This window comes from Neorhizobium alkalisoli, from assembly GCF_002968635.1.
Lineage (GTDB): Bacteria > Pseudomonadota > Alphaproteobacteria > Rhizobiales > Rhizobiaceae > Neorhizobium > Neorhizobium alkalisoli.
On the sequence record NZ_PVBN01000002.1, the window covers coordinates 132205 to 155271 of the forward strand.

The window sequence follows — 23067 nt, forward strand, 5'->3', positions numbered from 1 at the left end:
CACCCGTTTCCAAACCTGACGCTGCGAGGCACATATATGAAATCATTTCGCAGATCTTGCGAAACTGAAGGGCTGCATTCTCAATATGAATTAAAGACGCTTCTTGCGCCCATAGTTGTCGGCGAGAGCTCATGAGACGTATTTTTAGGAACCAGGCCCCGAGAACGTAACGCTCAATAAGCTCCTTTTGACCTAGTTGCCTCACACCCGCTCCACAAACCCCTCAAGCACCCGCTTCTGCCCGGCGCGATCGAATTCGATCGTCAGCTTGTTGCCTTCGATGGCCGAGATGTTCCCATTCCCGAACTTGATGTGGAAGACGCGGTCGCCGACGGAGAATTGGGACGGGGTGTCGGCGACGGATTTGGCCACCAGTTCGCCTTCGATCATCCGGCCGCGCGGGCCGCTTTCGCCGTAGCCGATGCGTTCGACGGCATGGCCGGAGCGGGTGCCCCAGTTGTCGCGGGTGGCGTCGGTCTTGTTCTGCTGGGCGCGTTTCCAGCCGGGCGTCGAATAGGAATTGGCGAAGGGATCGGCCTTGTCGAAGCGCGACTGGCCGTAACCTCCACGGCCGCCATAGCCGCCGTAATTGCTGTCGGCGACCGCGACGTCCACATGCGTCTGCGGCAGTTCGTCGAGGAAGCGTGACGGCATGGTCGATTGCCACAGGCCATGGATGCGGCGGTTCGAGACGAACCAGATATGGCAGCGATGTTTGGCGCGGGTAATGCCCACATAGGCGAGGCGGCGTTCCTCCTCGAGCCCCGAGCGGCCGCCTTCGTCGAGCGCCCGCTGGTGCGGAAAAAGCCCTTCTTCCCAGCCGGGCAGGAAGACGGTGTCGAATTCGAGCCCCTTGGCCGAATGCAGCGTCATGATCGAGACCGCATCCATGTTCTCGTTCTGCTCGGCGTCCATGACCAGCGAGACGTGCTCAAGGAAGCCGCGCATCGACTCGAAGGCTTCCATCGAGCGGACCAGTTCCTTGAGGTTTTCGAGCCGGCCCGGCGCTTCCGCCGATTTGTCGTTCTTCCACATGTCCGTATAGCCGGACTCTTCGAGGATCTGTTCGGCAAGCTCGATATGCGGCGTTGTCTCCAGCCGCGTCTGCCAGTTCCTGAAGCTCTGCACCACGTCGAACAGCGCCTTGCGGGCTTTCGGTTTCAGCTCGTCCGTCTCGATGATGTCGGTGGAGGCTGCCAGCATCGGTATGTCGCGGGCGCGGGCATAGTCGTGCAGGTAGCGCACGGTCGTGTCGCCCAGGCCGCGTTTGGGGGTGTTGATGATCCGCTCGAAGGCGAGGTCGTCGGCCGGCTGGCAGACGAGCCGGAAATAGGCCATGGCGTCGCGGATTTCGAGCCGCTCGTAAAAGCGCGGACCGCCGATGACCCGGTAGTTGAGGCCGAGCGTCACGAACCGGTCTTCGAACTCGCGCATCTGGAAGGAGGCGCGCACGAGGATCGCCATGTCGTTCAGCGCATGTTTCTTGCCGTCCGCGTCGCCGCGCTGCAGGCGTTCGATCTCCTCGCCGACGGCGCGCGCCTCTTCCTCCGAATCCCAGGCCGCATGCACCATCACCTTCTCGTCGTCCGGGTTCACCCGGTCGGTGAAGAGCGTCTTGCCGAGGCGGCCTTCGTTGTGGGCGATGAGATGCGCGGCGGCGCCCAGAATATGTTCGGTGGAGCGGTAGTTGCGCTCCAGCTTGATGACCTTGGCGCCCGGAAAATCCTTCTCGAAGCGAAGGATATTGTCCACTTCCGCGCCGCGCCAGCCATAGATCGACTGGTCGTCGTCGCCGACGCAGCAGACGTTCTGGGGTATGCCCTTCGGCCGCTGGGCAAGCAGCCGCAGCCACATATACTGCGCCGTATTGGTATCCTGATACTCGTCGACGAGTATATAGCGGAACTTGTTGTGATAGTCCTTCAGGATATCCGGGTTCTGCCGGAAAAGCGCGATCGGATGCAGCAGCAGATCGCCGAAGTCGCAGGCGTTCAGCGTCTTCAGCCGCGCCTGATAGGCGGCGTAGAGTTCGCGGCCCTTGCCGTTGGCAAAGGCGCGGGCGTCGCCTTCGGGAATATCGGCCGGCAGCAGGCCCTTGTTCTTCCAGGTGTCGATCATGCCGGCGAACTGGCGGGCCGGCCAGCGCTTGTCGTCCAGCCCCTCGGCCTGGATGAGCTGCTTGATCAGCCGGATCACGTCGTCGGTATCGAGAATGGTGAAGTCGGAGCGAAGGCCGGCGAGTTCCGCGTGCCGACGCAGAAGCTTGACGCCGATCGAGTGGAACGTGCCGAGCCAGGGCATGCCCTCGACCGCCCCGCCGACCAGCACGCCGATGCGCTCCTTCATCTCGCGCGCCGCCTTGTTGGTGAAGGTGACGGCAAGGATCTGGCTGGGGAAGGCGCGGCCGGTCGCAAGGATATGGGCGATGCGGGTGGTCAGCACGCGGGTCTTGCCGGTGCCGGCGCCGGCGAGCACCAGAACCGGGCCGTCGATGGTCTCCACCGCCTCGCGCTGCTCGGGATTGAGGCCGGAGAGATAGTCGGGTGCCGCGCGGGACTGGTCGCGGGCCGCCATGGCGCGGGCGGCGATGCCGAGCCCGGCGTTGTTCTCCTGAGGAGCAGCCGCTTTGCGCGGCGCCGGCTCCTCGTCGAAGAACGGAATGTCGTCGAAACTGTTACTCATGCGGCCAATGTAATGATTCGGACCCGAAAGACCAGAAAATGTTCCTCTTTTATTCCCAGTGTCCGCGCGGGAGAGGGCCAAATTGTGGACAAGCGGAGGACGGTGTCCTGCATGGGGGCCGAATCCCGCAATGCATGTATGCATCCGAATTAACAAAACCGTGAAATCCCGTGAGGTTACATTTCCGTAAGGTCGGCATTCTTCCATTGCTTGTGCACACGCAAAAAAGGATACTTGGCCAACGACTTGCATCTGGCCTGCCTGCTTGGAGTATTGAATGCGGATTTGGAAACAACTCCTTCTGTGTCTTTGTGTCATCGTCCTTGCTCTCGGCCTGTGGGTCTTCATGGTTCCGAGCGCCGGCGAGACGCTGGCAAAATACGGCGTGCCCGAACAGGTGGTTGCAGCGATCCGTCCGCAGGCGGCAGGTCAGACGACGGCAAACGATGCCGCAGGCGGCAATCGCCCGGCGGGACAGCAGCAGGGCCAGTCGGGCCAGGGTTCCGGCGGTCAGCGCGGTCAAGGCGGGCAGGGCGGCGGCAATCGCGGCACGCTGGTCAACGCACAGCCGGTGACCACGGGCACGGTCAACGACCGGCTTTCGGCGATCGGCAGCGGTGAGGCAATCCAGTCGGTCGTGGTGATGCCGCAGGCGACCGGCACCGTCAACGAGATCAGGGTCACCTCGGGGCAGAAGGTCGTGAAGGGCCAGGTTCTCGCCCGGCTCGATGACGACGAGCAGGTGATCGAGCGCGACAAGGCGCAGGTGGCCTTGCGGAGCGCCCAGGAAAAATCCGCCTCCTACCGGAACCTGCAGTCGGTGTCGCGCCTCGACGTGCTGGATGCGCAGATCGCGGAGGAGGCGGCCAAGCTTGCGCTCTCCACCGCCGAACTCAATCTGAAGCGCCGCGATATCGTCGCCCCCATCGATGGGATCGCCGGCATCGTGGCGGTCAATATCGGCGACAACGTCACCACCCAGACCAGCGTCGTGACGATCGACGACCGGTCGGCGATCCTCGTCGACTTCTGGGCTCCCGAACGCTTCGCCGTCGCGATAGAGCCCGGCCAGCCGGTCGAGGCGACGTCGATCGCCCGCCCAGGCCAGGTCTTCACCGGCAAGGTGGAGGCGATCGACAACCGTGTCGATCCGGCAAGCCGCACCATGCGCATTCGCGCCCGGGTCGAAAATCCGGGCGATGTGCTGCGCGCCGGCATGGCCTTCGGCGTCGGCATGCGCTTTGCCGGCGAGCGTTTTCCGGCCGTCGACCCGCTCGCCGTCCAGTGGGATGGCGAAGGCTCCTACGTCTGGCAGATCAAGGACAACAAGTCAGTCAAGACCCGCGTGCGCGTGGTTCAGCGCAATCCCGATACGGTGCTTGTCGAATCCGGGCTGAAGGAAGGCGACCGGGTGATCACGGAAGGCCTGCAGCGCGTGAGGGAAGGGGCGCCGGTCCGCGTCCTCGGAGCTCCGGAAACGGCAGAGGTGGCGCGCCAATGAAGATGGAATTCCCAAGCTTTGGCCATGGCAGCCCGGAAAAGGACAGCTCGGAACAGAGCCGCGCCGAACATCACACCGCCGAAAAGGCGGGCGAATCCTTCACCGCGCTTTTCATCCGCAGGCCGATCCTCGCCGCAGTTCTGAATACGCTGCTCGTCGTCGCCGGCCTTGCAGCGCTCGCAGGCGTGGAAGTCCGCGAGCTGCCTGATGTCGACCAGCCGGTCATCACGGTCCGCACCGACTATGACGGCGCTTCGCCGCAGACCATGGACCAGGAGGTCACCCAGGTCATCGAAGGCGCGGTCGCCCGCGTCAGCGGCTTGAAGGCGCTCTCCTCGCAGTCGCAGTTCGGCTCCAGCCGCGTCACCATGGAATTTTCCGATTCCGTCGATCTTTCCGACGCCGCAAACGATGTCCGCGATGCGGTCGGCCGCGTCGTCAACCAGTTGCCCGATGACGCCGACGAGCCGCGCATCGTCAAGGCGGACGCCGATTCCGAGGCGATCATGCGGCTCGCCGTCACCTCGTCGAAGCTTTCGATGGATGACCTCACCCAGCTCGTCGACAACGAGATCGTCGACCGATTGGCGGCCGTCGAGGGCGTCGCCGACGTGGAACTCTACGGCGACCAGGACAAGGTGTTCCGCGTCGACGTGGACCAGGCCGCCCTGGCCGGCCGGGGTCTGACCGTCGCCGACGTCTCCAAGGCGCTGGACAGCGCGGCACTCGACGTGCCCGCGGGCTCGATCGAAAGCACGACCCAGGATATCGTCGTGCGGGCAACCGCAAACCTCACGACGCCGCGGGATTTCGAAAACGTCCTGATTGCGCCGAACGTGCGGATCCGGGATGTCGCGACCGTCTCGCTCGGCCCCGATGACGGCACCACGGTGCTGCGTTCGAACGGAGTGCAGGGCGTTGGCCTCGGCATCATCCGCCAGGCGCAGTCGAACACCCTCAACATCTCCGAAGGCGTCAAGAATGCCGTCGCGGAAATGCAGAAGACCTTGCCGGAAGGCACGCGGGTCGCCGTCACCAGCGACGACGCGACCTTCATCAAGGGCGCGCTGCACGAGGTGGAGATCGCGCTGATCCTGTCGGCGGCGGTCGTCGTGGTGGTCATCTTCCTGTTCCTGCAGGACTGGCGGGCGACGCTCATACCGGCGCTCACCATGCCGGTGGCGCTGATCGGCACGCTGGTGGCGATCTATCTCGTCGGCTTTTCCATCAACATTCTGACGCTGCTTGCCGTCGTGCTGGCGACCGGTCTCGTGGTCGATGACGCCATCGTGGTTCTGGAAAATATCGTCCGGCGGCGGGCCGAGGGCATGGGTCCGCGGGCCGCTGCCGTACTCGGCACCCAGGAGGTCTTCTTCGCGGTCATCGCGACGACTGCGACGCTCGCAGCCGTGTTCATTCCGCTCTCCTTCCTGCCGGGTCAGATCGGCGGCCTGTTCAAGGAATTCGGCTTCGTGCTCGCCTTCTCGGTCGCGCTCTCCTCGGTTACCGCCCTGACGCTTTGCCCGATGCTTGCGTCGCGCATGCTGACGAAGCCGATCAAGGAGCATAACGGGCTTCTCGGCAAGTTCGGCAATCTGTTTGCCAGCGTCTATGCCCGGGCGCTCCGCTCATGCCTCAACGCGCCGCTGGTCGTCATCGTCTTTTCGGTGATCTTCGCGGTTGCCGCCTACAATGTCTTCGGCCTCGTCAAGAGCGAGCTGACGCCGCGCGAAGACCGCGCTTCCGTCATGTTGCGCGTCACGGCTCCGCAGGGCGTCAGTCTCGATTTTACCCGTGACCAGATGCAGCGGATCGAAGAAAATCTGCAGCCGCTACGCGAGTCCGGCGAAATCACCAATATCTTCTCGATTTCCGGCTTCGGCAGCAACACCAACAGCGGCTTCATGGTTCTGACGCTTGCCCCCTGGGCCGAACGCGAGCGAAGCCAGGACGAGATCGCGTCCGACATCAACGCCGCGGCGCAACGGGTTCCGGCGCTGCGCGGTTTCGCCATGCAATCGAACAGCCTGAAGATCCGCGGCGCCGGCAACGGCTTGCAGATGGCGCTGGTCGGCAATGACTACACCGTCCTGACATCCACTGCCCAGAAGCTCGTGTCTCAGATGGAGCAGAGCCGGCTGTTCGATACGCCGCGTCTCACCAATGAGCCGACCCAGGCACAGCTGTCGGTCTCGATCGACCGCGAGCGTGCCTCCGATCTCGGCATCGATATCACCGGTCTGTCGACTGCCATGCAGGCGCTGCTCGAGGGACGCTCGGTGGTGGATGTCTTCGTGGGGGGCGACGCTCTGCCGGTCAAGCTGACCTCGACCACCCGACCCGTCGACGATCCGACGGATCTCGAAAACATCTTCCTGAAGACCGGCGACGGCAAGATCGTTCCGATGTCGACCATTGCGACTCTGAAGGAAGGGGCTGTCGCGCCTCAGCTCAACCGCGAACAGCAGCTCGCCTCCGTCTCGATCTCGTCGAATCTGGCCAATGGGGTAGCCCTCGGCGATGCCGTGAAAGAGGTGACGGCGCTTGCCCAGCCGCTGCTGCCCGCCGGCGTGCGGCTTATCCCGATGGCCGAGGCCAAGACGCTGGGCGAAAACTCCAATGCGATGCTGCTGACCTTCGGTTTTGCGATCGCCATCATCTTCCTGGTACTCGCCGCCCAGTTCGAAAGCGTCCTGTCGTCGGTCATCATCATGTCGACGGTGCCGCTGGGCTTGGCTTGTGCGGCGATTGCACTCGTGCTGACCGGATCTAGCCTCAACGTCTATAGCCAGATCGGCCTCGTCCTGCTGGTCGGCGTCATGGCCAAGAACGGCATCCTGATCGTGGAGTTCGCCAACCAGCTTCGCGATCGCGGAGTGGGTGTCCGCGAGGCTATCGAGCAAGCCTGCGCTACGCGACTGCGTCCGGTGATGATGACGATGATCGCCACGATTATCGGCGGCGTGCCGCTGGTCGTGGCGCAGGGTGCCGGCGCCGAAGCGCGTATCGCGCTCGGCTGGGTCATCGTCGGCGGTCTCGGCCTCGCCACCGCCGTCACGCTGTTCATCACCCCCGTCGCCTATCTCCTCGTCGCACGCTTCGCCAAGCCGCATGTCCAGGAGGAACAGCGGTTCCACCAGGAACTGGCGCATGCGGTCCGGCACAAGGAAGAAATGGCCAACGAGGACGAACAGAAGAAGGAAGAGCCGCTGCTCGCCGCCGAATAGGAGGAGCGCTGCACTCTGCGCCCCTATCGCTCGGTGTGAATCCGCGATGGCCCGGTATCACGATCAAATCCTTGTTTGCCTCTGTTGATTTGGGCAGAGTTCCGGCCCCATCCCATCTCTCCCCCTTGAGGGGAGATGCCCGGCGGGGCAGAGGGGGGTGCGGTGAGGTAAATTAAAGCCTTGGCGGAAACCGAAGGAAAAATCACCCTTGTTTTTCCCCGCCCCCTCAACCCATGCCTACACTCCCCCCGTCCCGCATCGGATACACCGGAAGGCGTTCCGGCGAGGCGGGGCCGGCGCCGGGTGCAAGGAAACGACGTAAGTCCTTGCATTCGGGGTTCGCGGAAAATGGTCTCCCTCCGGCGACACGGGGAGAGATGAAGGGTTGCGGACCGGCCCTCATCTCTTGATGCCCGAAAGCGCGCGCCGGATGTGCCTGTGCGGCACACAGGGTGGCCCGAAGGATGGTTTCGCCGGGCTCTTTGAAGTCCGTCCGCCTCAAGCGGAAAGTCCGGCGGCGGTTCCTGTTCACCCTTGCCGGTAAGTTGGTCCGGACGGGTATCAGGAACCAGACGAACACCATCCGGAAAGGCCAAGGCAGAGGGACCGCAGTTGCGGATAAAAACCGCCGAACGGGGCGCTGAGAGGTGTCACCTATAAACTAAACATAAGAGGCAGCTCCCAGCGCCCCGTCCGACAAAAAATACCGAGGATCGCCAAGGGACGACTCCGTCGTTCATGGGCCTGATCGTGGTTGCTATTCTTCTGGACAAAGCAGGACCCGTCGCCTAACCAATCTCTCTGAAATCGGTGGGAGTTGAGCATGGCGGTCAAGGACGTGAAGGCGGGCCTTCACAACGAGGAAGGCATCAACACCGTCCTCGGCATCCTGAAACAGTCCCTCGGCGAGCGTTTCCAGACCGGCCAGTCCTTTCGGGAACAACACGCCCACACAACCACCTATCTTCCGGCCCAATTGCCGGACGGCGTCGTCTTCGCGGAAAGTGTCGAGGACGTAAAGGCGGTCGTGAAGGCCTGCGCGGCGCATCGCGTGCCGGTTATCCCCTTCGGCATCGGTTCTTCGCTGGAAGGCCAGATCAATGCTCCTTCAGGCGGAATTTCGATTGATTTCAGCCGCATGAACAAGGTGCTTCGCGTCAGCGCGGCCGACCTTGACGTAACGGTAGAGCCTGGCATCACGCGCGAAGAGTTGAACCGGGAACTTCGCGACACCGGCCTGTTCTTTCCGATCGATCCCGGCGCCAATGCCACCATCGGCGGCATGACGGCGACACGGGCTTCCGGCACGAATGCGGTTCGCTACGGCACCATGAAGGACAACGTTCTTTCTCTCACGGTCGTGACCGCCGATGGCGAAGAGATCCGCACCGCTCAGCGCGCCAGGAAGTCTTCGGCGGGCTACGATCTTACACGGCTTTTCGTCGGGTCGGAGGGCACGCTCGGCGTCATCACGTCCGTGACGCTGCGCCTGCAGGGCATTCCCGAAAAGATCGGCGGCGGAGTCTGCGCCTTTCCCACCGTCAAGGCAGCCTGCGATGCGGTCATCATGACCATTCAGATGGGCATCCCCGTTGCCCGCATCGAACTGCTCGACGACGTCCAGATGCGCGCCTGCAATGCCTATTCGAAACTCTCCTATCCGGAAAAACCGACGCTCTTCCTCGAATTTCATGGCACGGAAGAAACGGTCGCCCTGCAATCGGAACAGTTTTCCGAAATCGCGGCCGAATGCGGCGGCGACGAATTTCGCTGGACCGCCAATGCGGAGGAGCGTGCAAAACTCTGGAACGCCCGCCACAACGCCTATTGGGCGAGCCGGGCGCTGGCGCCGGAACTCGATGGTCTGTCGACCGATGTCTGCGTGCCGATCTCAAGGCTTGCCGAATGCGTTGCCGAAACCCAGGCGGACATTGCCGAACAGGGGCTGCTGGCCCCGATCGTCGGCCATGCGGGCGACGGCAATTTCCATGTGCTGGTGCTCTTCGACGGCAAGAAGCCGGCGTCCGTCGAAAAGGTGGAAGCCTTCATCGAGCGTCTCAACCGCCGGGCGCTCGCCATGGACGGTACCTGCACCGGTGAACACGGCATTGGCCAGGGAAAGATGGCCTTCCTGGAGGAGGAACTGGGAAGTGCCGTTGGTCTCATGCGCTCCATCAAAAAGAGCCTCGACCCCGATAACATCTTCAATCCCGGCAAGATCTTCCGGAATGGCGAATGAGCTGCTCCCTGAAGCTTGACTTGCTTAAGGACCCGATGGAACTACTCTTTTAGTCGAGATCACGGAGATACCTGTTGCTCGGTCGCATCTTTTTGGCATTCGGCGGATTGGTGGTGGTGGCGCTGTTCACGGCGTTGCTCGCGCCGTTCTTTGTCGACTGGTCCAGCTTCCGCGTCCGTTTCGAGGAACAGGCAAGCCGCATCCTCGGGAAAAAAGTTTCCGTCCACGGCGCCGTCGATGCGACTATATTGCCGTTTCCGTCCGTCACCCTTCATGACGTGCGGGTAGGTGCGGATACGGACGGCCAGCCGCTGGTGCAGGTGGCGCGGTTTTCCATGGATATGGAGCTTGCGCCGTTCCTCTCCGGCGAGGCCAGGATCTTCGACATGCGTATCGAAGAGCCCAAGGCCCGGATCCGGTTGCTGCAGGACGGCACGCTCGACTGGATGCGTGGCAGCCGTGCATCCATCCCGGCGCGAAACGTCGTGATCGAAGACGTGCATGTGACGGGCGGCGAGATCGATCTGATCGATGAACAGTCCGGCCGGTCGCGGCGAATAACCGGCCTCTCAGCCGATCTCTCCGCAGCGTCGCTTCAAGGCCCCTGGCGGGGCGAGGGTAACGCCGCTCTCGATGGTTACGAGGCGCGGTTCAATCTCTCCAGCGGCACCGCGGATGCCGCGGCGAACCGGATGCCGCTGCGCCTGCGTCTGTGGCCCGAGGGGCAGCCGGTCGAAGTCAATCTCGATGGCGAGCTGACACTTGCAGGCAACAAGCCGGCCTACAACGGCAATTTCACCCTCGATGTCCTGCAGGAGGAAGATGAGACCGAACCCGTTGCGCCGCCGCCGCCCGGACCGCGGGTGAAGGGTGGCTTCGAGCTTACCAATGATCGCATCCGCATTCCGCAATACCGGCTGGAGGTGGGCGCCCTCGACAATCCCTACGTCGTCACCGGCGAAGCGACGCTCGATACCGGCCAGAAGCCGGAATTCCTGCTGACGGCCGACGGCCAGCAGATCGACGTGAACCGGCTCGGCGAGGGCGTAAGGGCAAAGACTGGCCGCGACCCGGCGGCTTCCGCACAGCGCCGCATCAACAACTTCATCCGCATGGCCGCATCGATCCCGATCCCCCAGGTGCCCGGCCGGGCGAGCCTGAGGCTGCCGGCGATCGTTGCGAACGATACGACCATCCGCGATATCAAGCTCGATATCCGTCCGGCCGGCCGAGGCTGGACGGTCGACAATGTGGTGGCGACGCTGCCCGGCCGCACGCAGCTCGAAGCGAAGGGCAATCTTCTCCTGCGTGATCGGATTTCCTTTGTCGGGAACATGCTCGTCGCCTCCAATCAGCCGTCCGGGCTTGCGGACTGGCTGTCGGGCAATGTCGCACCGGAAATCCGCCAGCTCCGCTCGACGGGTTTTTCGGCGGCGGTCAACCTGACGCCCGAGCTGCAGCGCTTCGACAATCTTGAGCTCGCCATCGGCCCGGCAACGCTGAAGGGTCGGCTGGAACGCCAGTCGCCCGATGGCCAGACGCCGAACCTTTCCGTCAGCCTTGCCGGCAACGAGATCGATATCGATGCCATGCGTGCGCTTGCCTCGCTGGTGACGGGCGAGGATGCAGGACGGGACGTGCTTGACCACAAGGTTGCGGCGACGCTCAAAGCGGATCGGTTTACTGCGTTTGGCGTTCCGGCAAACAATGTCGACACCGCTTTTACGGTCGCAGGCGGAGTGCTTTCACTGGAGCGGCTGACGGTCGGCAATCTCGAAGGTGCGACGATCTCGGCCAGGGGCCGGATGGAAGGCTCGCTGCTCTCCTATGCCGGCAACGGCAGCTTGAATGTCCGTTCCGCGGATCCGGCGGCGTTCCTTGCCATGCTGCGCGACCGGCTGCCGCCGCATCCCGTTTTGCAGCGGCTTGCCCAGAATGCAGCGTGGTTCGCCGACACGAATTTGGCTGCAAATCTCACGGTCGGCGGCGATACCGGCGGCGTGGACGTCAGCGTCAGCGGAACATCGAACGGCAGTGCGGTGGCGGGAGCCCTGGCGCTTTCCGGCCTCTTCGACCTGACCGGCAACACGACCGTGACGCTCAATGCATCGCTCGAAAATGCCGAACCGATGGTGCTTTTCGGGCAGGCTGGGCTGGATCCTCTACCCTTCGACGGCGACGGACCGGGACGGCTTTCGCTCGATCTCAGGCAGGGGCCCGAGGGGCTTGCGAAAGCGGATCTCGCCTTCGAAACCGGCAAGACCTCCCTCTATCTCAACGGTGACGTCGACATCCTGGATCAGACCTTCGGCGAAGGCCGCGGCCATGTGACGTTGAAAAGCGTCGATCTGGAACCCTACCTCCTGATGAACGGCATCGGGCTGCCGCAGTTCGGGACCGGTTTGCCGGTCACCCTGGACGCGGATATCAGCATGACACCGGGGGCCGTGGAAGTCGCGGCAATCAGAGGCGACGTGGACGGCAACGCGGTGAACGGCGGCATCAGCGTGGATCGCAAGGCGCCGGGGATGCCCGCGACGGGCACGCTTCAAGTCGATACGCTCGATCTTGCCTGGTTGGGCGAGGCGATCTTTGGCCCGCTCGGCAATCCGCAGACCGGAAAGCTTTCGTCAAAACCTTTTGCGCGGCCTATCTTCGGCGATCTGGATATCGCCCTCGATGTGAAGGCCGGCGCGCTCCGGGCCGATGTTCTCGGCGATATCGCAGATTTTTCCGGCCGGATCACCCATCGCAGCGGCGGCATCGTCGTGGAGAATGCGGCGGGCGCCTGGCAGGGAGGCAGGCTCGCCGGTCGCCTGATGATGTCTACGGGAGACGGCACGGGGCTTTTGCAGTCCCGGCTATCGGCGGAAAATGCCGATCTCGCGCCGCTTGTCTGGATGGCTGACGGAAAGCCGGTTGCGACGGGAAGACTGGATTTCGCTCTTTCTGCGGAATCGACCGGCAGGAACTTCGCCGAATTGCTCGGCGGGGTGAGCGGTTCGGCCGAATTGAGGCTTCGCGACTTGACGATTGCCGGTCTCAATCCCGACGCGATGAAACCCCTGATGGCGGAGGTGGACAAGCTCGGCGGAGAGGTCACCGAGGAGAAGGTTCGGCCTATCGTGACCAAGCTGTTGCATCAGGGAAGCGCCAGGATCGGTAACCTCACCATTCCGATGACGATCTCGGCGGGCGAGGCGAGGGCCCAGAACGTGGCCGCAGCCGTCGGTGCGACGAAGCTTGCGGGCGAGGGCCGTTTCGACCTTCTGGAAGACAGCATATCGGCCGACCTCGCCGTCACCTATGATGCCGGCGAAGAGGCACTTGCCGGCGGCGACCCGACCGTCCGGCTCGATTATTCCGGCGAATTGACGCGGCCGACCAAACGGATCGACGTCACCGCGATCGGCAATTTCCTCTCTCAGCGCGCCTTTGAGCAGGAGCGGCGGCGCGTCGAGACACTGCAGGCGAGCGTCCTGGAGAAACAACGGCTTCGCCGTGAGGTGTCGCTTTATAACTTCCAGGCCGCAGAACGGCAGCTGGCGCGCGAAAAGGCGGCGGCCGAGGAGCGGCAACAGGCAGCCGAAGCGGAGCGTCAGCGACAGGCTACCGAATCCGCGGCCCGCGCCGCCGAGGAAGAGCGACAGCGGCAGATCGACCGCACGCCGTTCATCGTGTCGCCCACCGAAGACATGCTCCGGCAAAACCTGCCCGCAATGCCGCCGACCGATTTGCCGGGCCTGCCCGGCGTTCAACAATAACTCGTAAGGAACTGCTTTCGGACTCGGGCGGTTTCGGCTCCGAATTTGCGCGCCTGATTGGACCGGACGGCGCTAACGTCGGGGCGTCTTCAGCCACTTCAATACGTGCAGCCGCAAGGCCGAGGAGAGGTTGCTTTCGGGTGAGCGCTGGTCGTCGATTTCGGCGATCAGGCTGGCGAGGCTGATGCGGCGTTGTGCTGCGATCGCCTTCAATTCCAGCCAGAATTCGTCTTCAAGGGAGAAGCTGGTGCGATGACCGTGAAGCGTCGCGGAATGTTTGCGAATCACGAAGCTCTCCGGGATAGGCGGAACAAGGTTCCGCCTATACAGACTGCGACGCTTGCACCGTCAAGCAGATGGGATGGGCGTTGGTTAGCGGGAGGTTAATTTATCCCGAAGGTCATTCATCGTCGTGGGACGGCTTGTCCAGCCGACCCTGATCGAGTGCCTTTTCGGCCTTCTCGTTCCGCGCCTTGGTGAGCGATTTTTCCGCCTTGGCGCGACCGAATGTAAGGCGGTTCTGCTCCGCCTTCTTCTCTTTTTCGAGCCTCGCCTTGTCCTTGCGGAACTGGCGCAGATTGACGATGTCGGCGCTCATGGACAGCGCCTCCCTGCTACTGCTTCTTGCGGAATGAATCGAGCGAGACGACGGAACCCGGCTTCTTTTCCTCGTCCGTCTTCGACTTGGCCGCGGCGTCTCCTTCGGCGGGCTTCGAAACAGCCTCGACCGGGATCGCGGTGATCTCTGCGGAGGTGTCGTCGTCTTCGTCGGCGAGCGGTACCTCGAATTCCAGTTCGAAATTCACGGAGGGGTCGTAGAAGCCGCGGATGGCATTGAAAGGCACGACGAGACGTTCCGGGGTGTCGGAAAAGGAGAGGCCGATCTCGAACTGCGTATCCGAGACCTTGAGATCCCAGAACTGGTGCTGGACCACGATGGTCATCTGTTCGGGGTATTTCGACTTCAGATGCTGCGAAATCCGCACGCCCGACGCGCCGGTCAAGAAGGTGATGAAGAAGTGATGATCACCCGGCAACCGACTGGTTGCCGCAACCTCGGACAAAACCTTGCGGATGACGCCGCGCAAAGCGTCCTGCGCCAGAATGTCGTAACGGATGTGATCCTGCCCCATACGGTCCTGTCTTTCCATTTGTCTCGTCTGTTAGTCAGACGTGTTATGCCATCTCGGCCGGTTGCGGAAAAGCCCCGCCCAATATCCGAGTCAGATCTATAGTATTCGACTGAGGCGTGAAGGTGAAGGCTTCTGTTGCCAGGTGCCTTCGGACCCCGCCTTAAAGTGCTACCTCTAAGGACTTAGTTCGGATTTCCCGCACCGCCATTAGGCAGCGAGAGCATAACCCTTAGCGTTGTTGTCGTTTGCAACTACACTTTTTGACCCGATAACGGTGGTATCATGCCGAGCAAAAGTTCGATCTTTACGCCCTTGTCGATCCTATTTCGCCCCCATCAAAAGCCGGTCTCCAAGGTTTCCCAATGCGACCAACCGGTTTTTGGTGGAGGCGCCGGGTACCGCCCCCGGGTCCAATAGGTTTATTACACCGACCGTTTATTGCCATAGCCGAACCGAAATCCGGCAATTGTCATATAGGCGCTTCCTCCTCCGGTGAAAAGGGGTAGCCGACGTTAAAGGCTTCCATAAGTTGACGCATCGATGATTTTTACGGCACGTCCATTGGAGAGTAGGAAGCGGCGGGGCGTCGCCGATCCCGCTCTTGTTCCAATGCCGGTCGCGGTGGCCGCGCCTCGCTGAGGAAGCGCGGCCTTCGCTGTCACTTCACCTGGGTGACGGTCAGCTTGCCGTTGACGCGTGCCGCCACGAACTGGATGTTCGCGCCTTGCTTGAGTTTTGCCAGCAATGCGTCGTCGCCGATCTGAAAAACCATGGTCATGGCGGGCATCTCAAGGCTCTTCAGTTCCTCGTGGACGAGCGTGACCTTTTTGGCCTTGGCATCGATCTTCTTGACCGTGCCCTTGGTGAATTCCTGGGCGAACGCCCCGGCGGCCGAGGTCAGGATGAGCCCTGTGACGAGGGCAAGTTTGAAAAGGGTTTTCATGGGATACTCCTTCCTTCCAGCTACTTGTTGGCGACTGTGACGTCGCCGTGCATACCGGCGTCGTAGTGGCCGGGAACGAGGCAGGCGATCTTGAAGACGCCGTCATTCGTAAACTTCCAGACGATCTCGCCTGATTTGCCCGGCTTGAGGCGGACCGCGTTCGGATCGTCATGTTCCATGTCCGGGAACTTCTCCATCACGGCCTTGTGCTCCATCACCTTGTCTTCCTGGTCGAGGACGAATTCGTGATCGAGCTCGCCCTCGTTCTTGATAATGAAGCGGACGGTCTGCGCCTTGCGGACTTTGAAGTCGTTCGGCGTGAAGATCATCTTGCCGTCCGGCGTCTCTTTCATGCTGACGCGGATGGTCTGGGTGACCTTCGACTTGTCGCCCGGTTCGCCGACAGCCATTTCGCCGTGACCTCCAGCGTGGCTGCCGGATGCGAGTGCGGGCGTTGCGAGGGTGGCCAGAAGCAGGCCCAGGATTGCAATTCTCATGATCAGGTCCTTTGGTTCTTGGGGTGAGTGTGATCAGCCGTGGTTCGAATGTTTCGAAGGTGAGGGCTGTGTCTTTGAGTCTTTGGCCTTCGGCGCGTCGGGAAGGCTTCCCGTCCACTCCCAGGCCTGTGTGCCGGGTGGGTTTTCGTACCAACCCGGATCGGTGTAATCGCCCGCCGAGATTCCCTCGCGGACCTTCACCACGGAGAACATGCCGCCCATCTCGATCGGGCCATGAGGACCCCAGCCGGTCATCATGGGAACGGTGTTTTCCGGAATTTCCATCGACATTTCGCCCATATCGGCCATGCCGGCGGTACCCATCGGCATATATTCGGGACGGAACTGCCGGATTTTCTTGGCGACCTCCTTCTTGTCGACGCCGATGAAAGTCGGGATGTCGTGACCCATGGCGTTCATGGTGTGGTGCGACTTGTGGCAATGGATCGCCCAGTCGCCGACATGCTTGGCGTCGAACTCATAGGTCCGCATCGCGCCGACGGGAATGTCGATGCTGACCTCCGGCCAGCGGGCCTCGGGTCGAACCCAGCCGCCGTCGGTGCAGGTCACTTCGAAATCGTAGCCATGCATGTGGATCGGGTGGTTGGTCATGGTCAGGTTGCCGACGCGGACGCGAACCCTGTCGTTTTTCGAGACGACCAGCGGATCGATGCCGGGGAAGACGCGGCTGTTCCAGGTCCAGAGATTGAAGTCCGTCATCTCCATGACGCGCGGCACGTAGGTGCCGGGATCGATGTCATAGGCGCTGAGCAGGAAAACGAAGTCGCGGTCCACCGGCATGAACTTCGGGTCCTTGGGATGGACGACGAAGAAGCCCATCATGCCCATCGCCATCTGGACCATCTCGTCCGAATGCGGGTGGTACATGAAGGTGCCGGACTTCACGAGGTCGAACTCGTAGACGAAGGTCTTGCCGACGGGGATGTGTGGCTGCGACAGGCCGCCGACGCCGTCCATGCCCGACGGCAGGATCATGCCGTGCCAGTGGACGGTCGTGTGCTCCGGCAGCTTGTTGGTGACGAAGATGCGGACCCGATCGCCTTCGACCGCTTCGATGGTCGGGCCTGGCGACTGGCCGTTATAGCCCCAGAGATAGGCGGTCATGCCCTCCGCCATCTCGCGTTCGACGGGTTCGGCAACCAGATGGAATTCCTTGACGCCGTTGTTCATCCGGAAGGGCAGGGCCCACCCGTTCAGCGTCACGACCGGATTGTAATCCGGCCCGACGGATGGTCGGGCCGGCGTCTGCGTCGCGGCCGTGTCCATGACGGCTGCCTCCGGCAGTCCCATGTTCGAGGTCTGGCTCCAGCTTTGCGAGGAAACGAGTGCGGCACTAGCGGCACCTGCTCCAAGCAGTTGTCTTCTACTGAACATTCTCGTTTCCTTTCTCAGTGACCGCCGCTTGTCGCTTCTTCAGCCGACGCGACCTCGGTTTCTGCCGAGGCTGAACCTGTACCGCCGCCGTAGACGACGGGGGCGAGGTTTGCTTCGGCGAGCCAGAAATCGCGTTTGGCGTTGACGGCGAGGATGGTGGAGTCGATCTTTTCGCGGGTATCGGCGATCAGTTCGAAGGTGCTGGTGATCATGCCGTTGTAGGTAAGGAGCGACTGCTCCTCGATGGCGTTTCGCAGCGGCAGGACATTGTTCCGGTAGTGGCGCGCGATGTCGTAATTCGACTTGTAGGCGAGATAGGCGGAGCGGGCCTCGGAACGGATGTTGACCGCAAGCTCCGCCAGTTGGTTGGCGGCCCGCATATAGGCAAGTTCGCCCTTTCGCAGGCGCGCCTGGCCGGAATCGAAGATCGGTATCGTGAACTCAAGTCCTGCCGTCTTCGAGATGTCCGACAGGATCCTGCCGTCCTCCCGCTCTCGTTCCTTCTCCCAGGTACCGGCAAGCTCGATGTCGGTCACGATGCGAGTGACGTCTTCGAGTTTGTAGGACTGCGCGGTGGCCTGAAGCTCCAGGCGCGAGACCTGCAGGTCCATGCGCTTGTGGATGGCTTCCGCTTCAATGTCGTCGCGCTTGATCAATGCCTTCGGCAGGGAGGGGAGGCGGTTCGGAATCTGGAAATCGATCTCCGATCCGGAAAGGCCCATCAGCCGGATCAGTTCCTCCTTGGCGAGCTTTGCCTCCAGCCGTGCCTTGGCCGTCTCGCCGGTCAGTTCGGCATAGAAGAAGTGTTCCCGGGCTTGATCGGCCTTTGTCATCGACCCCGCTTCGCCGATCTTCTTGGCAAGTTCGGAGGCGGAATCGGCCGTGGCTTTCGCCTGGTTGAGATAGGCGACATTCTCCCAGGCGGCGACGGCGCTTATCCACGCCCGGCGTGTTTCTGCAGCAAGCGAAATGGTCTTCAGTGCGGCCTTGAGTTGGGCCTGCCGGAAACGGGTGTCGGCAAGCCTGATGTTTTTGTCGTAGGTCGCAAGCGCCAGTATGTTGGCGGCGATCGCCCCTTCAAGGACCCGGTAGGCCTCCAGACCCGGCGTCCCGATGCCGGTCAGGCCGACGGAGAAGGTCGGGAACACTGATAGTTGCGTCTGCCATGCGTCTGCCGCGCTGTCCCCGAGATCGGCGTAAGCCGCCTGCAGACCCTTGTTGTTGAGGAGCGCCACTTGGACAGCGGTCTCGACGTCGATGGTCTTCCTGGCCATCAGCGCCTTCACGCGGTCCCGAACCGCCTGCGCCTGCTCTTGGTTTTGCACCCAGACGGTTTGCTTGCCGGTCGCTTCGCCGCTCTTCAACGAAGCGGTCACGAACCCGGCATCCTTGGCCGAATAGTCGGCCGTGACGCAGCCCGTCGTAACCAGCGGAAGCACCATGAATGAGATCAGCCTGATCGTCCGAAACACCATCATGCGCCTCCCTTCGGAGCTTGCGCGTCGTTGAGGCCGCGCCAGGGCTTCGGATCGACGGGCGTGCGATGGGTGTAGGCGCCGATGGGGTTTTGATAGCGGACGGGCCTGATACCCGTGACGGAATCAGGATGGTCCGTGGAGGCGACGACCTCCGGAAGGGAGGCGGCGCATCCGCTGACGAGCAGCGGCAGTGCGACCACCAGAAACAGGTGCTTCATAATGAAATTCCGAGAATGAACGCATGATCGTGCTATCGGCCGACGAGGCTCGCAGCACGGCTATGCCCGCAGGAGCGGGTGTCCGTTCTCAGATGTTGGGCGGTCGATGAAGGCTCGGCGGCTGGCCGTGGGGATCCGTGTCGTCGTTGAACTCGCGAATGGATGAATGCGTGAGGACTTCGGGCGCGTCATAGCCGGATGGGAGAGCCATGCTGAAGCAAAAATCCTGGCAGCAATCCTTTTTCGCGAGCTTCCCGACCGCATCCTTGCCTGACTGATGATGGGAGGCATCCGACTCATCCGGCATCGCGTCGTGGGCATGCGAACCGTGATCGTGATGATCCGCCTCGACCGCAACGACCGCCAGGTCGCCGTAGGCGCTTCCATGCATCGCCGCATTCGCATTGGGCAGCGTATAGCCGACCAGCGACACGACGATCGCCAGACGGAAGACAACCATGATCCTGCTCAACAGGTCGCGAAACACTATGCCCATACTCCAAGGACCGAGATCGATCCTGTCGCCGTTGAATCGCCGATTCGTGCGGCGGAATTACGATAAACGTGCCTGCGTGCAGCAGGCGCGTTCAGACCCTCCTAGAGGTTCCCCCAGTGGGAAGGTCAAGCACTATATTTTCAGCGCGAATTTCGGGATCGAGTCGCGCGACCGCAAAGACCATCCGATGGAACATTCCTGTTCGTCGTTCTGTTGTCACAGCGAAGGATCGGCAGGATACAGGTGGGCAACAGGCTCCGAACATCGTCCGGCCATCGATCCTCCTCCTCGAAACGAGAGCGTCTCAGAGGAACGAACGCAACCGATTCAATGGAGACAGAAATGAACAGCATCAGAAATCTGGCGATCCTTGCCGCCGCAATCGCCATGCCCGCCTTCGCCACGAATGCCGGAGCCGCCGACATGGCCTTTCCGGACAAATGCAAATCCGAGATGTCGTCGGGCGGTGACATGTCGATGCAGAGCAACCAGATGTCGGGCATGGCCGAATACCAGATGGAGACCATGGACGGCATGAAGGCCATGAACATGAACATGATGCAGGGGATGATGAAGAAGGACCCTGATTTGTCCTTCGTCTGCGGCATGATCGCTCACCACATGGGGGCCATCAGCATGGCCGAGGTCGAACTGAAGCACGGCGACAATGCGGAGGCCAAGGCGAAAGCCCAGAAGATCATCGAGGATCAGGGCAAGGAGATCAAAGAGCTGACAGCCTGGGTCGACAAGGAAGTGAAGTGAGGAGGCCATCCTCCCTCCATGTCCTCTCCTTGCCCGATGATGGAACCGGCTTTGGATGGGCAAGCGCTCAAAGCAGATTTCATGCCTTCGGCTTTTTCTCCTCCATGTCTGGCCACACGTTCGGTTCGGAGATAGTTAAGGTGAGGCGTTAGCGAGGGGCGCAGGCGCTGCCGGCGGGCTCTGCAGCGATAACCTTTGAGGAGGCGGTGTGATGGGGAAGCGGATCGTATTCACCGGGGGCAGCGGCAAGGCCGGGCGGCATGTGGTGCCTTACCTTCTCGGCGAGGGCCACGAGGTATTCAACCTGGATCTCGTGCCGCTCGATTGTCCTGGCGTCAACACGCTTGTCACAGATCTTACGGACAGCGGCGAGACCTTCAACGCGCTTTCCATGCATTTCGGCTTCGAGGGGCTTCAGACCGGGAAGGGGCCGGCGCCGGTTGATGCGGTGGTGCACTTCGCTGCCGTACCCCGGATCCTGATCAGGCCGGACAACGCGACGTTTGCCGCCAATACGATATCGACCTACAACGTCATCGAAGCGGCAATGAAGCTCGGTATCCGCAAGGTGATCATCGCCTCCAGCGAGACGACCTATGGCGTCTGCTTTGCCGAGGGAGACAAGGACTACCACTCGTTTCCGCTGACCGAGGACTATGACGTCGACCCGATGGACAGCTACGGGCTTTCCAAGGTGGTCAACGAGAAGACGGCACGCGCCTTTTCCATGCGTTACGGCGCGGATATCTATGCGCTGAGGATCGGCAACGTGATCTCTCCGGAAGACTATGCCCGGTTCCCCGCCTTCCTTGCGGATCCGCCCTCGCGCAAGCGCAATGCATGGAGCTATATCGACGCCCGTGATCTCGGCCAGATCGTCCATCTCTGCGTGCAGAAGGACGGGCTGGGCTTCCAGGTCTTCAATGCCGTCAACGACACGATCACCGCCTGGGAGCCGACGAGGCCATTTCTCGATCGATGGGCGGCCAATACGCCGATCACGCGGGAACTGGACGAGTTCGAGGCTCCGATCAGCAACCGCAAGATCCGTGAGGTTCTGAATTTCTCCGAGAAACACGACTGGCGAAATTACGTCTCCAGGTAGGTCATATGCTCCCGCCGAATACCGGGGAAAGCATCCTGACGAGATTGGCCCGGCCTTGGCGTGCTAGTATGTAAATCTCTGGCTAAAGAATCGGCGGTTCTCACCGGCCCTCGCGCGAATGAACGCAAGGCGGTGGATCATCGCGAAAGGACATCGCCTTGACGTTGAGACACCCGGAATACCAATATCTCGATGTATTGACCCATCTTCTGGAGAAGGGGGACAAGCGGATCGACCGTACGGGAGTAGGCACGCTCTCGATGTTCGGCGCGATGATGCGTTTCGACCTCTCGGACGGAACGTTTCCCGTCTATTCGACGAAAAAGGTGTTCTGGAAAACCGCGGTGAAGGAGATGCTGTGGTTTCTGACCGGGCAGACCAATATCCAGTCGCTTCTGAAGGAAAACGTGCGCATCTGGACGGACTGGCCGCTCGCCGCCTATCGCAAGGCGACCGGCTCCGACATTTCCCAAAAGGATTTCGAGGACAGAATTCTGGCCGATGATGCTTTTGCCGAAGAATGGGGTGATCTCGGCCCGGTCTACGGAAAACAGTGGCGTCGCTGGAAGGGCGCCGACGGCAAGGAATACGACCAGATCGCCGAGGTTATCGGGACACTGCGAAAGAATCCTTCAAGCCGCCGAATGCTGTTTCATGCCTGGAATGTCCCCGAGCTGAACGAGATGGCACTGCCACCGTGCCATATGACCTATCAGTTCTACGTCTCCAACATCGGCGACGGGGAGCGGCAGAAGGTCTCGCTTCTCGTTCTGCAGCGGTCGAGCGACATGGGACTTGGAAACCCGTTCAACGTCTGCCAGCAGGCGGCCCTGCTCGCAATGGTCGCGCAGCAGGCGGACATGGTACCCGGCGAGCTGGTCTGGGTCGGCGGCGACGTCCACCTCTATCTCGATCACATCGACCTTGCGAACACACTGCTTGAGCGGGAGCCGAGACCGTTTCCGAAGCTGCGCCTCCTGAGGCGTCCGGACAGCATCGACGGTTACCGGATCGAGGACTTCGAGGTAACCGGCTACGATCCTCATCCGGCCGTCGAGGCGCCGGTCGCGGTCTGAGATGCCGTGGCGGGGTCCCAGCCCCGCTATCCGTGGGACATAGATGCGGATCAATGTTGCGGAGCGGCTCCGACCCAAGCCGTGAAATCGTCGAGGATCGGCTCCTGTCCTTTCAGAATTTTCTGCCTTGCTTCGGCAATGGCGAACCAGCCGGCCCGGTCCACTTCCGGGAACTGTTTCGATAAGCCTGAACGTGGCGGCCATTCCAGAGAAAACAGGTTGCTGACCAGATGACCTTCATCGATCGGCGGATCGGCTTCGACCGCCCAGGCCAGAACCCTTTTGCCGCCGGGTTGCTTGTATTCCCCCAACCAGTCGAATGAGCCTTCGATGGTGGCTCCGATTTCCTCCGCAACCTCCCGGATGGCGGCGGCAAGTTCGTTCTCGCCTTCTTCCACCAGTCCCTTGGGAATGGACCATGCGCCGTCGTCCCGGTGGATCCAGAACGGCCCGCCCGGATGTACCAGGAGAACCTGCAGATCCTCATCCTGACGGCGAAATATCAGGAGGCCTGCGCTGCGCTTCGGCATGGGTCTGGCTCCCGAAAGATC

Annotated in this window: 18 protein-coding genes and 1 other RNA gene; 7 read left to right on the top strand and 12 right to left on the bottom strand. The window is 61.8% G+C overall.

The features are described from left to right. Positions 1-201: 201 nt before the first annotated feature. A complete protein-coding gene (locus tag C5L13_RS05145) occupies positions 202-2682 on the bottom strand; it encodes an ATP-dependent helicase (protein WP_105382202.1) in 2481 nt (826 codons plus the stop codon). A 277-nt stretch (positions 2683-2959) separates the two neighbouring features. Here C5L13_RS05145 and C5L13_RS05150 point away from each other — a divergent pair, with 277 nt between their 5' ends. The 4 genes from C5L13_RS05150 to C5L13_RS05165 all read left to right on the top strand — a co-directional run bounded on the left by C5L13_RS05150 (position 2960) and on the right by C5L13_RS05165 (position 13413). Beyond that, positions 2960-4183, top strand: a complete 1224-nt coding sequence (locus C5L13_RS05150) for an efflux RND transporter periplasmic adaptor subunit (protein WP_105382203.1) — start codon at positions 2960-2962, stop codon at positions 4181-4183. Next, positions 4180-7410, top strand: a complete 3231-nt coding sequence (locus C5L13_RS05155) for an efflux RND transporter permease subunit (protein ID WP_245423254.1) — start codon at positions 4180-4182, stop codon at positions 7408-7410. The genes C5L13_RS05150 and C5L13_RS05155 overlap by 4 nt, the downstream gene beginning before the upstream one ends. A gap of 823 nt (positions 7411-8233) precedes the next feature. After that, complete coding sequence (locus C5L13_RS05160) at positions 8234-9649, top strand: FAD-binding oxidoreductase (protein ID WP_105382204.1); 1416 nt, start codon at positions 8234-8236, stop codon at positions 9647-9649. A 74-nt stretch (positions 9650-9723) separates the two neighbouring features. Continuing rightward, positions 9724-13413, top strand: a complete 3690-nt coding sequence (locus C5L13_RS05165; protein ID WP_105382205.1) for an AsmA family protein — start codon at positions 9724-9726, stop codon at positions 13411-13413. 72 nt (positions 13414-13485) lie between these two features. Here C5L13_RS05165 and C5L13_RS05170 read toward each other — a convergent pair whose 3' ends face one another. From C5L13_RS05170 to C5L13_RS05215, 10 genes are all read right to left on the bottom strand, one after another. Next, a complete protein-coding gene (locus C5L13_RS05170; protein WP_105382206.1) occupies positions 13486-13701 on the bottom strand; it encodes a ribbon-helix-helix domain-containing protein in 216 nt (71 codons plus the stop codon). Positions 13702-13813: 112 nt separating this feature from the next. Continuing rightward, the gene (locus tag C5L13_RS05175) at positions 13814-14011 is read right to left on the bottom strand and encodes a DUF4169 family protein (protein WP_105382207.1); all 198 of its coding nucleotides are present in this window, start codon (positions 14009-14011) and stop codon (positions 13814-13816) included. Between the two features lie 16 nt (positions 14012-14027). After that, positions 14028-14546: an SspB family protein gene (locus C5L13_RS05180; RefSeq protein ID WP_105382208.1), complete on the bottom strand. Its 519-nt coding sequence runs from the start codon at positions 14544-14546 to the stop codon at positions 14028-14030. A 121-nt stretch (positions 14547-14667) separates the two neighbouring features. Beyond that, positions 14668-15049: a transfer-messenger RNA gene (gene ssrA / locus C5L13_RS05185) on the bottom strand. A gap of 155 nt (positions 15050-15204) precedes the next feature. Further along, on the bottom strand, positions 15205-15489 hold the full coding sequence (locus C5L13_RS05190; protein WP_105382209.1) for a copper-binding protein: 285 nt from the start codon (positions 15487-15489) through the stop codon (positions 15205-15207). Positions 15490-15509: 20 nt separating this feature from the next. Continuing rightward, positions 15510-15986: a cupredoxin domain-containing protein gene (locus C5L13_RS05195; RefSeq protein ID WP_105382210.1), complete on the bottom strand. Its 477-nt coding sequence runs from the start codon at positions 15984-15986 to the stop codon at positions 15510-15512. A gap of 33 nt (positions 15987-16019) precedes the next feature. Continuing rightward, entirely contained in the window at positions 16020-17381 is a 1362-nt protein-coding gene (locus C5L13_RS05200; RefSeq protein ID WP_105382211.1) for a multicopper oxidase family protein, read from the bottom strand. A 14-nt stretch (positions 17382-17395) separates the two neighbouring features. Further along, positions 17396-18856, bottom strand: coding sequence for a TolC family protein (locus tag C5L13_RS05205; RefSeq protein ID WP_105382212.1), 1461 nt, complete (start codon positions 18854-18856; stop codon positions 17396-17398). After that, entirely contained in the window at positions 18856-19077 is a 222-nt protein-coding gene (locus C5L13_RS05210; RefSeq protein WP_105382213.1) for a hypothetical protein, read from the bottom strand. Before C5L13_RS05210 ends, C5L13_RS05205 begins: the two co-directional genes overlap by 1 nt. Before the next feature lie 88 nt (positions 19078-19165). After that, the gene (locus C5L13_RS05215) at positions 19166-19537 is read right to left on the bottom strand and encodes a hypothetical protein (protein ID WP_245423255.1); all 372 of its coding nucleotides are present in this window, start codon (positions 19535-19537) and stop codon (positions 19166-19168) included. A 378-nt stretch (positions 19538-19915) separates the two neighbouring features. On the opposite strand from C5L13_RS05215, the gene C5L13_RS05220 reads away from it, so the two are divergent. The 3 genes from C5L13_RS05220 (at position 19916) to thyA (ending at position 22516) form a co-directional block, all read left to right on the top strand. Continuing rightward, positions 19916-20335, top strand: a complete 420-nt coding sequence (locus tag C5L13_RS05220; protein WP_105382215.1) for a DUF305 domain-containing protein — start codon at positions 19916-19918, stop codon at positions 20333-20335. 211 nt (positions 20336-20546) lie between these two features. Continuing rightward, positions 20547-21440, top strand: a complete 894-nt coding sequence (locus tag C5L13_RS05225; RefSeq protein WP_105382216.1) for an NAD-dependent epimerase/dehydratase family protein — start codon at positions 20547-20549, stop codon at positions 21438-21440. A gap of 158 nt (positions 21441-21598) precedes the next feature. Further along, positions 21599-22516: a thymidylate synthase gene (gene thyA, locus C5L13_RS05230; RefSeq protein ID WP_105382217.1), complete on the top strand. Its 918-nt coding sequence runs from the start codon at positions 21599-21601 to the stop codon at positions 22514-22516. A 50-nt stretch (positions 22517-22566) separates the two neighbouring features. On the opposite strand, the gene C5L13_RS05235 is transcribed toward thyA, so the two are convergent. Then, positions 22567-23046, bottom strand: a complete 480-nt coding sequence (locus tag C5L13_RS05235; protein ID WP_105382218.1) for an NUDIX domain-containing protein — start codon at positions 23044-23046, stop codon at positions 22567-22569. Positions 23047-23067 lie beyond the last annotated feature (21 nt).

Coding starts and splice junctions, on each gene's coding strand:
- C5L13_RS05145 (WP_105382202.1), bottom strand. CDS start 2,682: ATGAGTAACAGTTTCGACGACATTCCGTTCTTCGACGAGGAGCCGGCG.
- C5L13_RS05150 (WP_105382203.1), top strand. CDS start 2,960: ATGCGGATTTGGAAACAACTCCTTCTGTGTCTTTGTGTCATCGTCCTT.
- C5L13_RS05155 (WP_245423254.1), top strand. CDS start 4,180: ATGAAGATGGAATTCCCAAGCTTTGGCCATGGCAGCCCGGAAAAGGAC.
- C5L13_RS05160 (WP_105382204.1), top strand. CDS start 8,234: ATGGCGGTCAAGGACGTGAAGGCGGGCCTTCACAACGAGGAAGGCATC.
- C5L13_RS05175 (WP_105382207.1), bottom strand. CDS start 14,011: ATGAGCGCCGACATCGTCAATCTGCGCCAGTTCCGCAAGGACAAGGCG.
- C5L13_RS05180 (WP_105382208.1), bottom strand. CDS start 14,546: ATGGGGCAGGATCACATCCGTTACGACATTCTGGCGCAGGACGCTTTG.
- C5L13_RS05190 (WP_105382209.1), bottom strand. CDS start 15,489: ATGAAAACCCTTTTCAAACTTGCCCTCGTCACAGGGCTCATCCTGACC.
- C5L13_RS05195 (WP_105382210.1), bottom strand. CDS start 15,986: ATGAGAATTGCAATCCTGGGCCTGCTTCTGGCCACCCTCGCAACGCCC.
- C5L13_RS05200 (WP_105382211.1), bottom strand. CDS start 17,381: ATGTTCAGTAGAAGACAACTGCTTGGAGCAGGTGCCGCTAGTGCCGCA.
- C5L13_RS05205 (WP_105382212.1), bottom strand. CDS start 18,856: ATGGTGTTTCGGACGATCAGGCTGATCTCATTCATGGTGCTTCCGCTG.
- C5L13_RS05210 (WP_105382213.1), bottom strand. CDS start 19,077: ATGAAGCACCTGTTTCTGGTGGTCGCACTGCCGCTGCTCGTCAGCGGA.
- C5L13_RS05215 (WP_245423255.1), bottom strand. CDS start 19,537: ATGGTTGTCTTCCGTCTGGCGATCGTCGTGTCGCTGGTCGGCTATACG.
- C5L13_RS05220 (WP_105382215.1), top strand. CDS start 19,916: ATGAACAGCATCAGAAATCTGGCGATCCTTGCCGCCGCAATCGCCATG.
- C5L13_RS05225 (WP_105382216.1), top strand. CDS start 20,547: ATGGGGAAGCGGATCGTATTCACCGGGGGCAGCGGCAAGGCCGGGCGG.
- C5L13_RS05235 (WP_105382218.1), bottom strand. CDS start 23,046: ATGCCGAAGCGCAGCGCAGGCCTCCTGATATTTCGCCGTCAGGATGAG.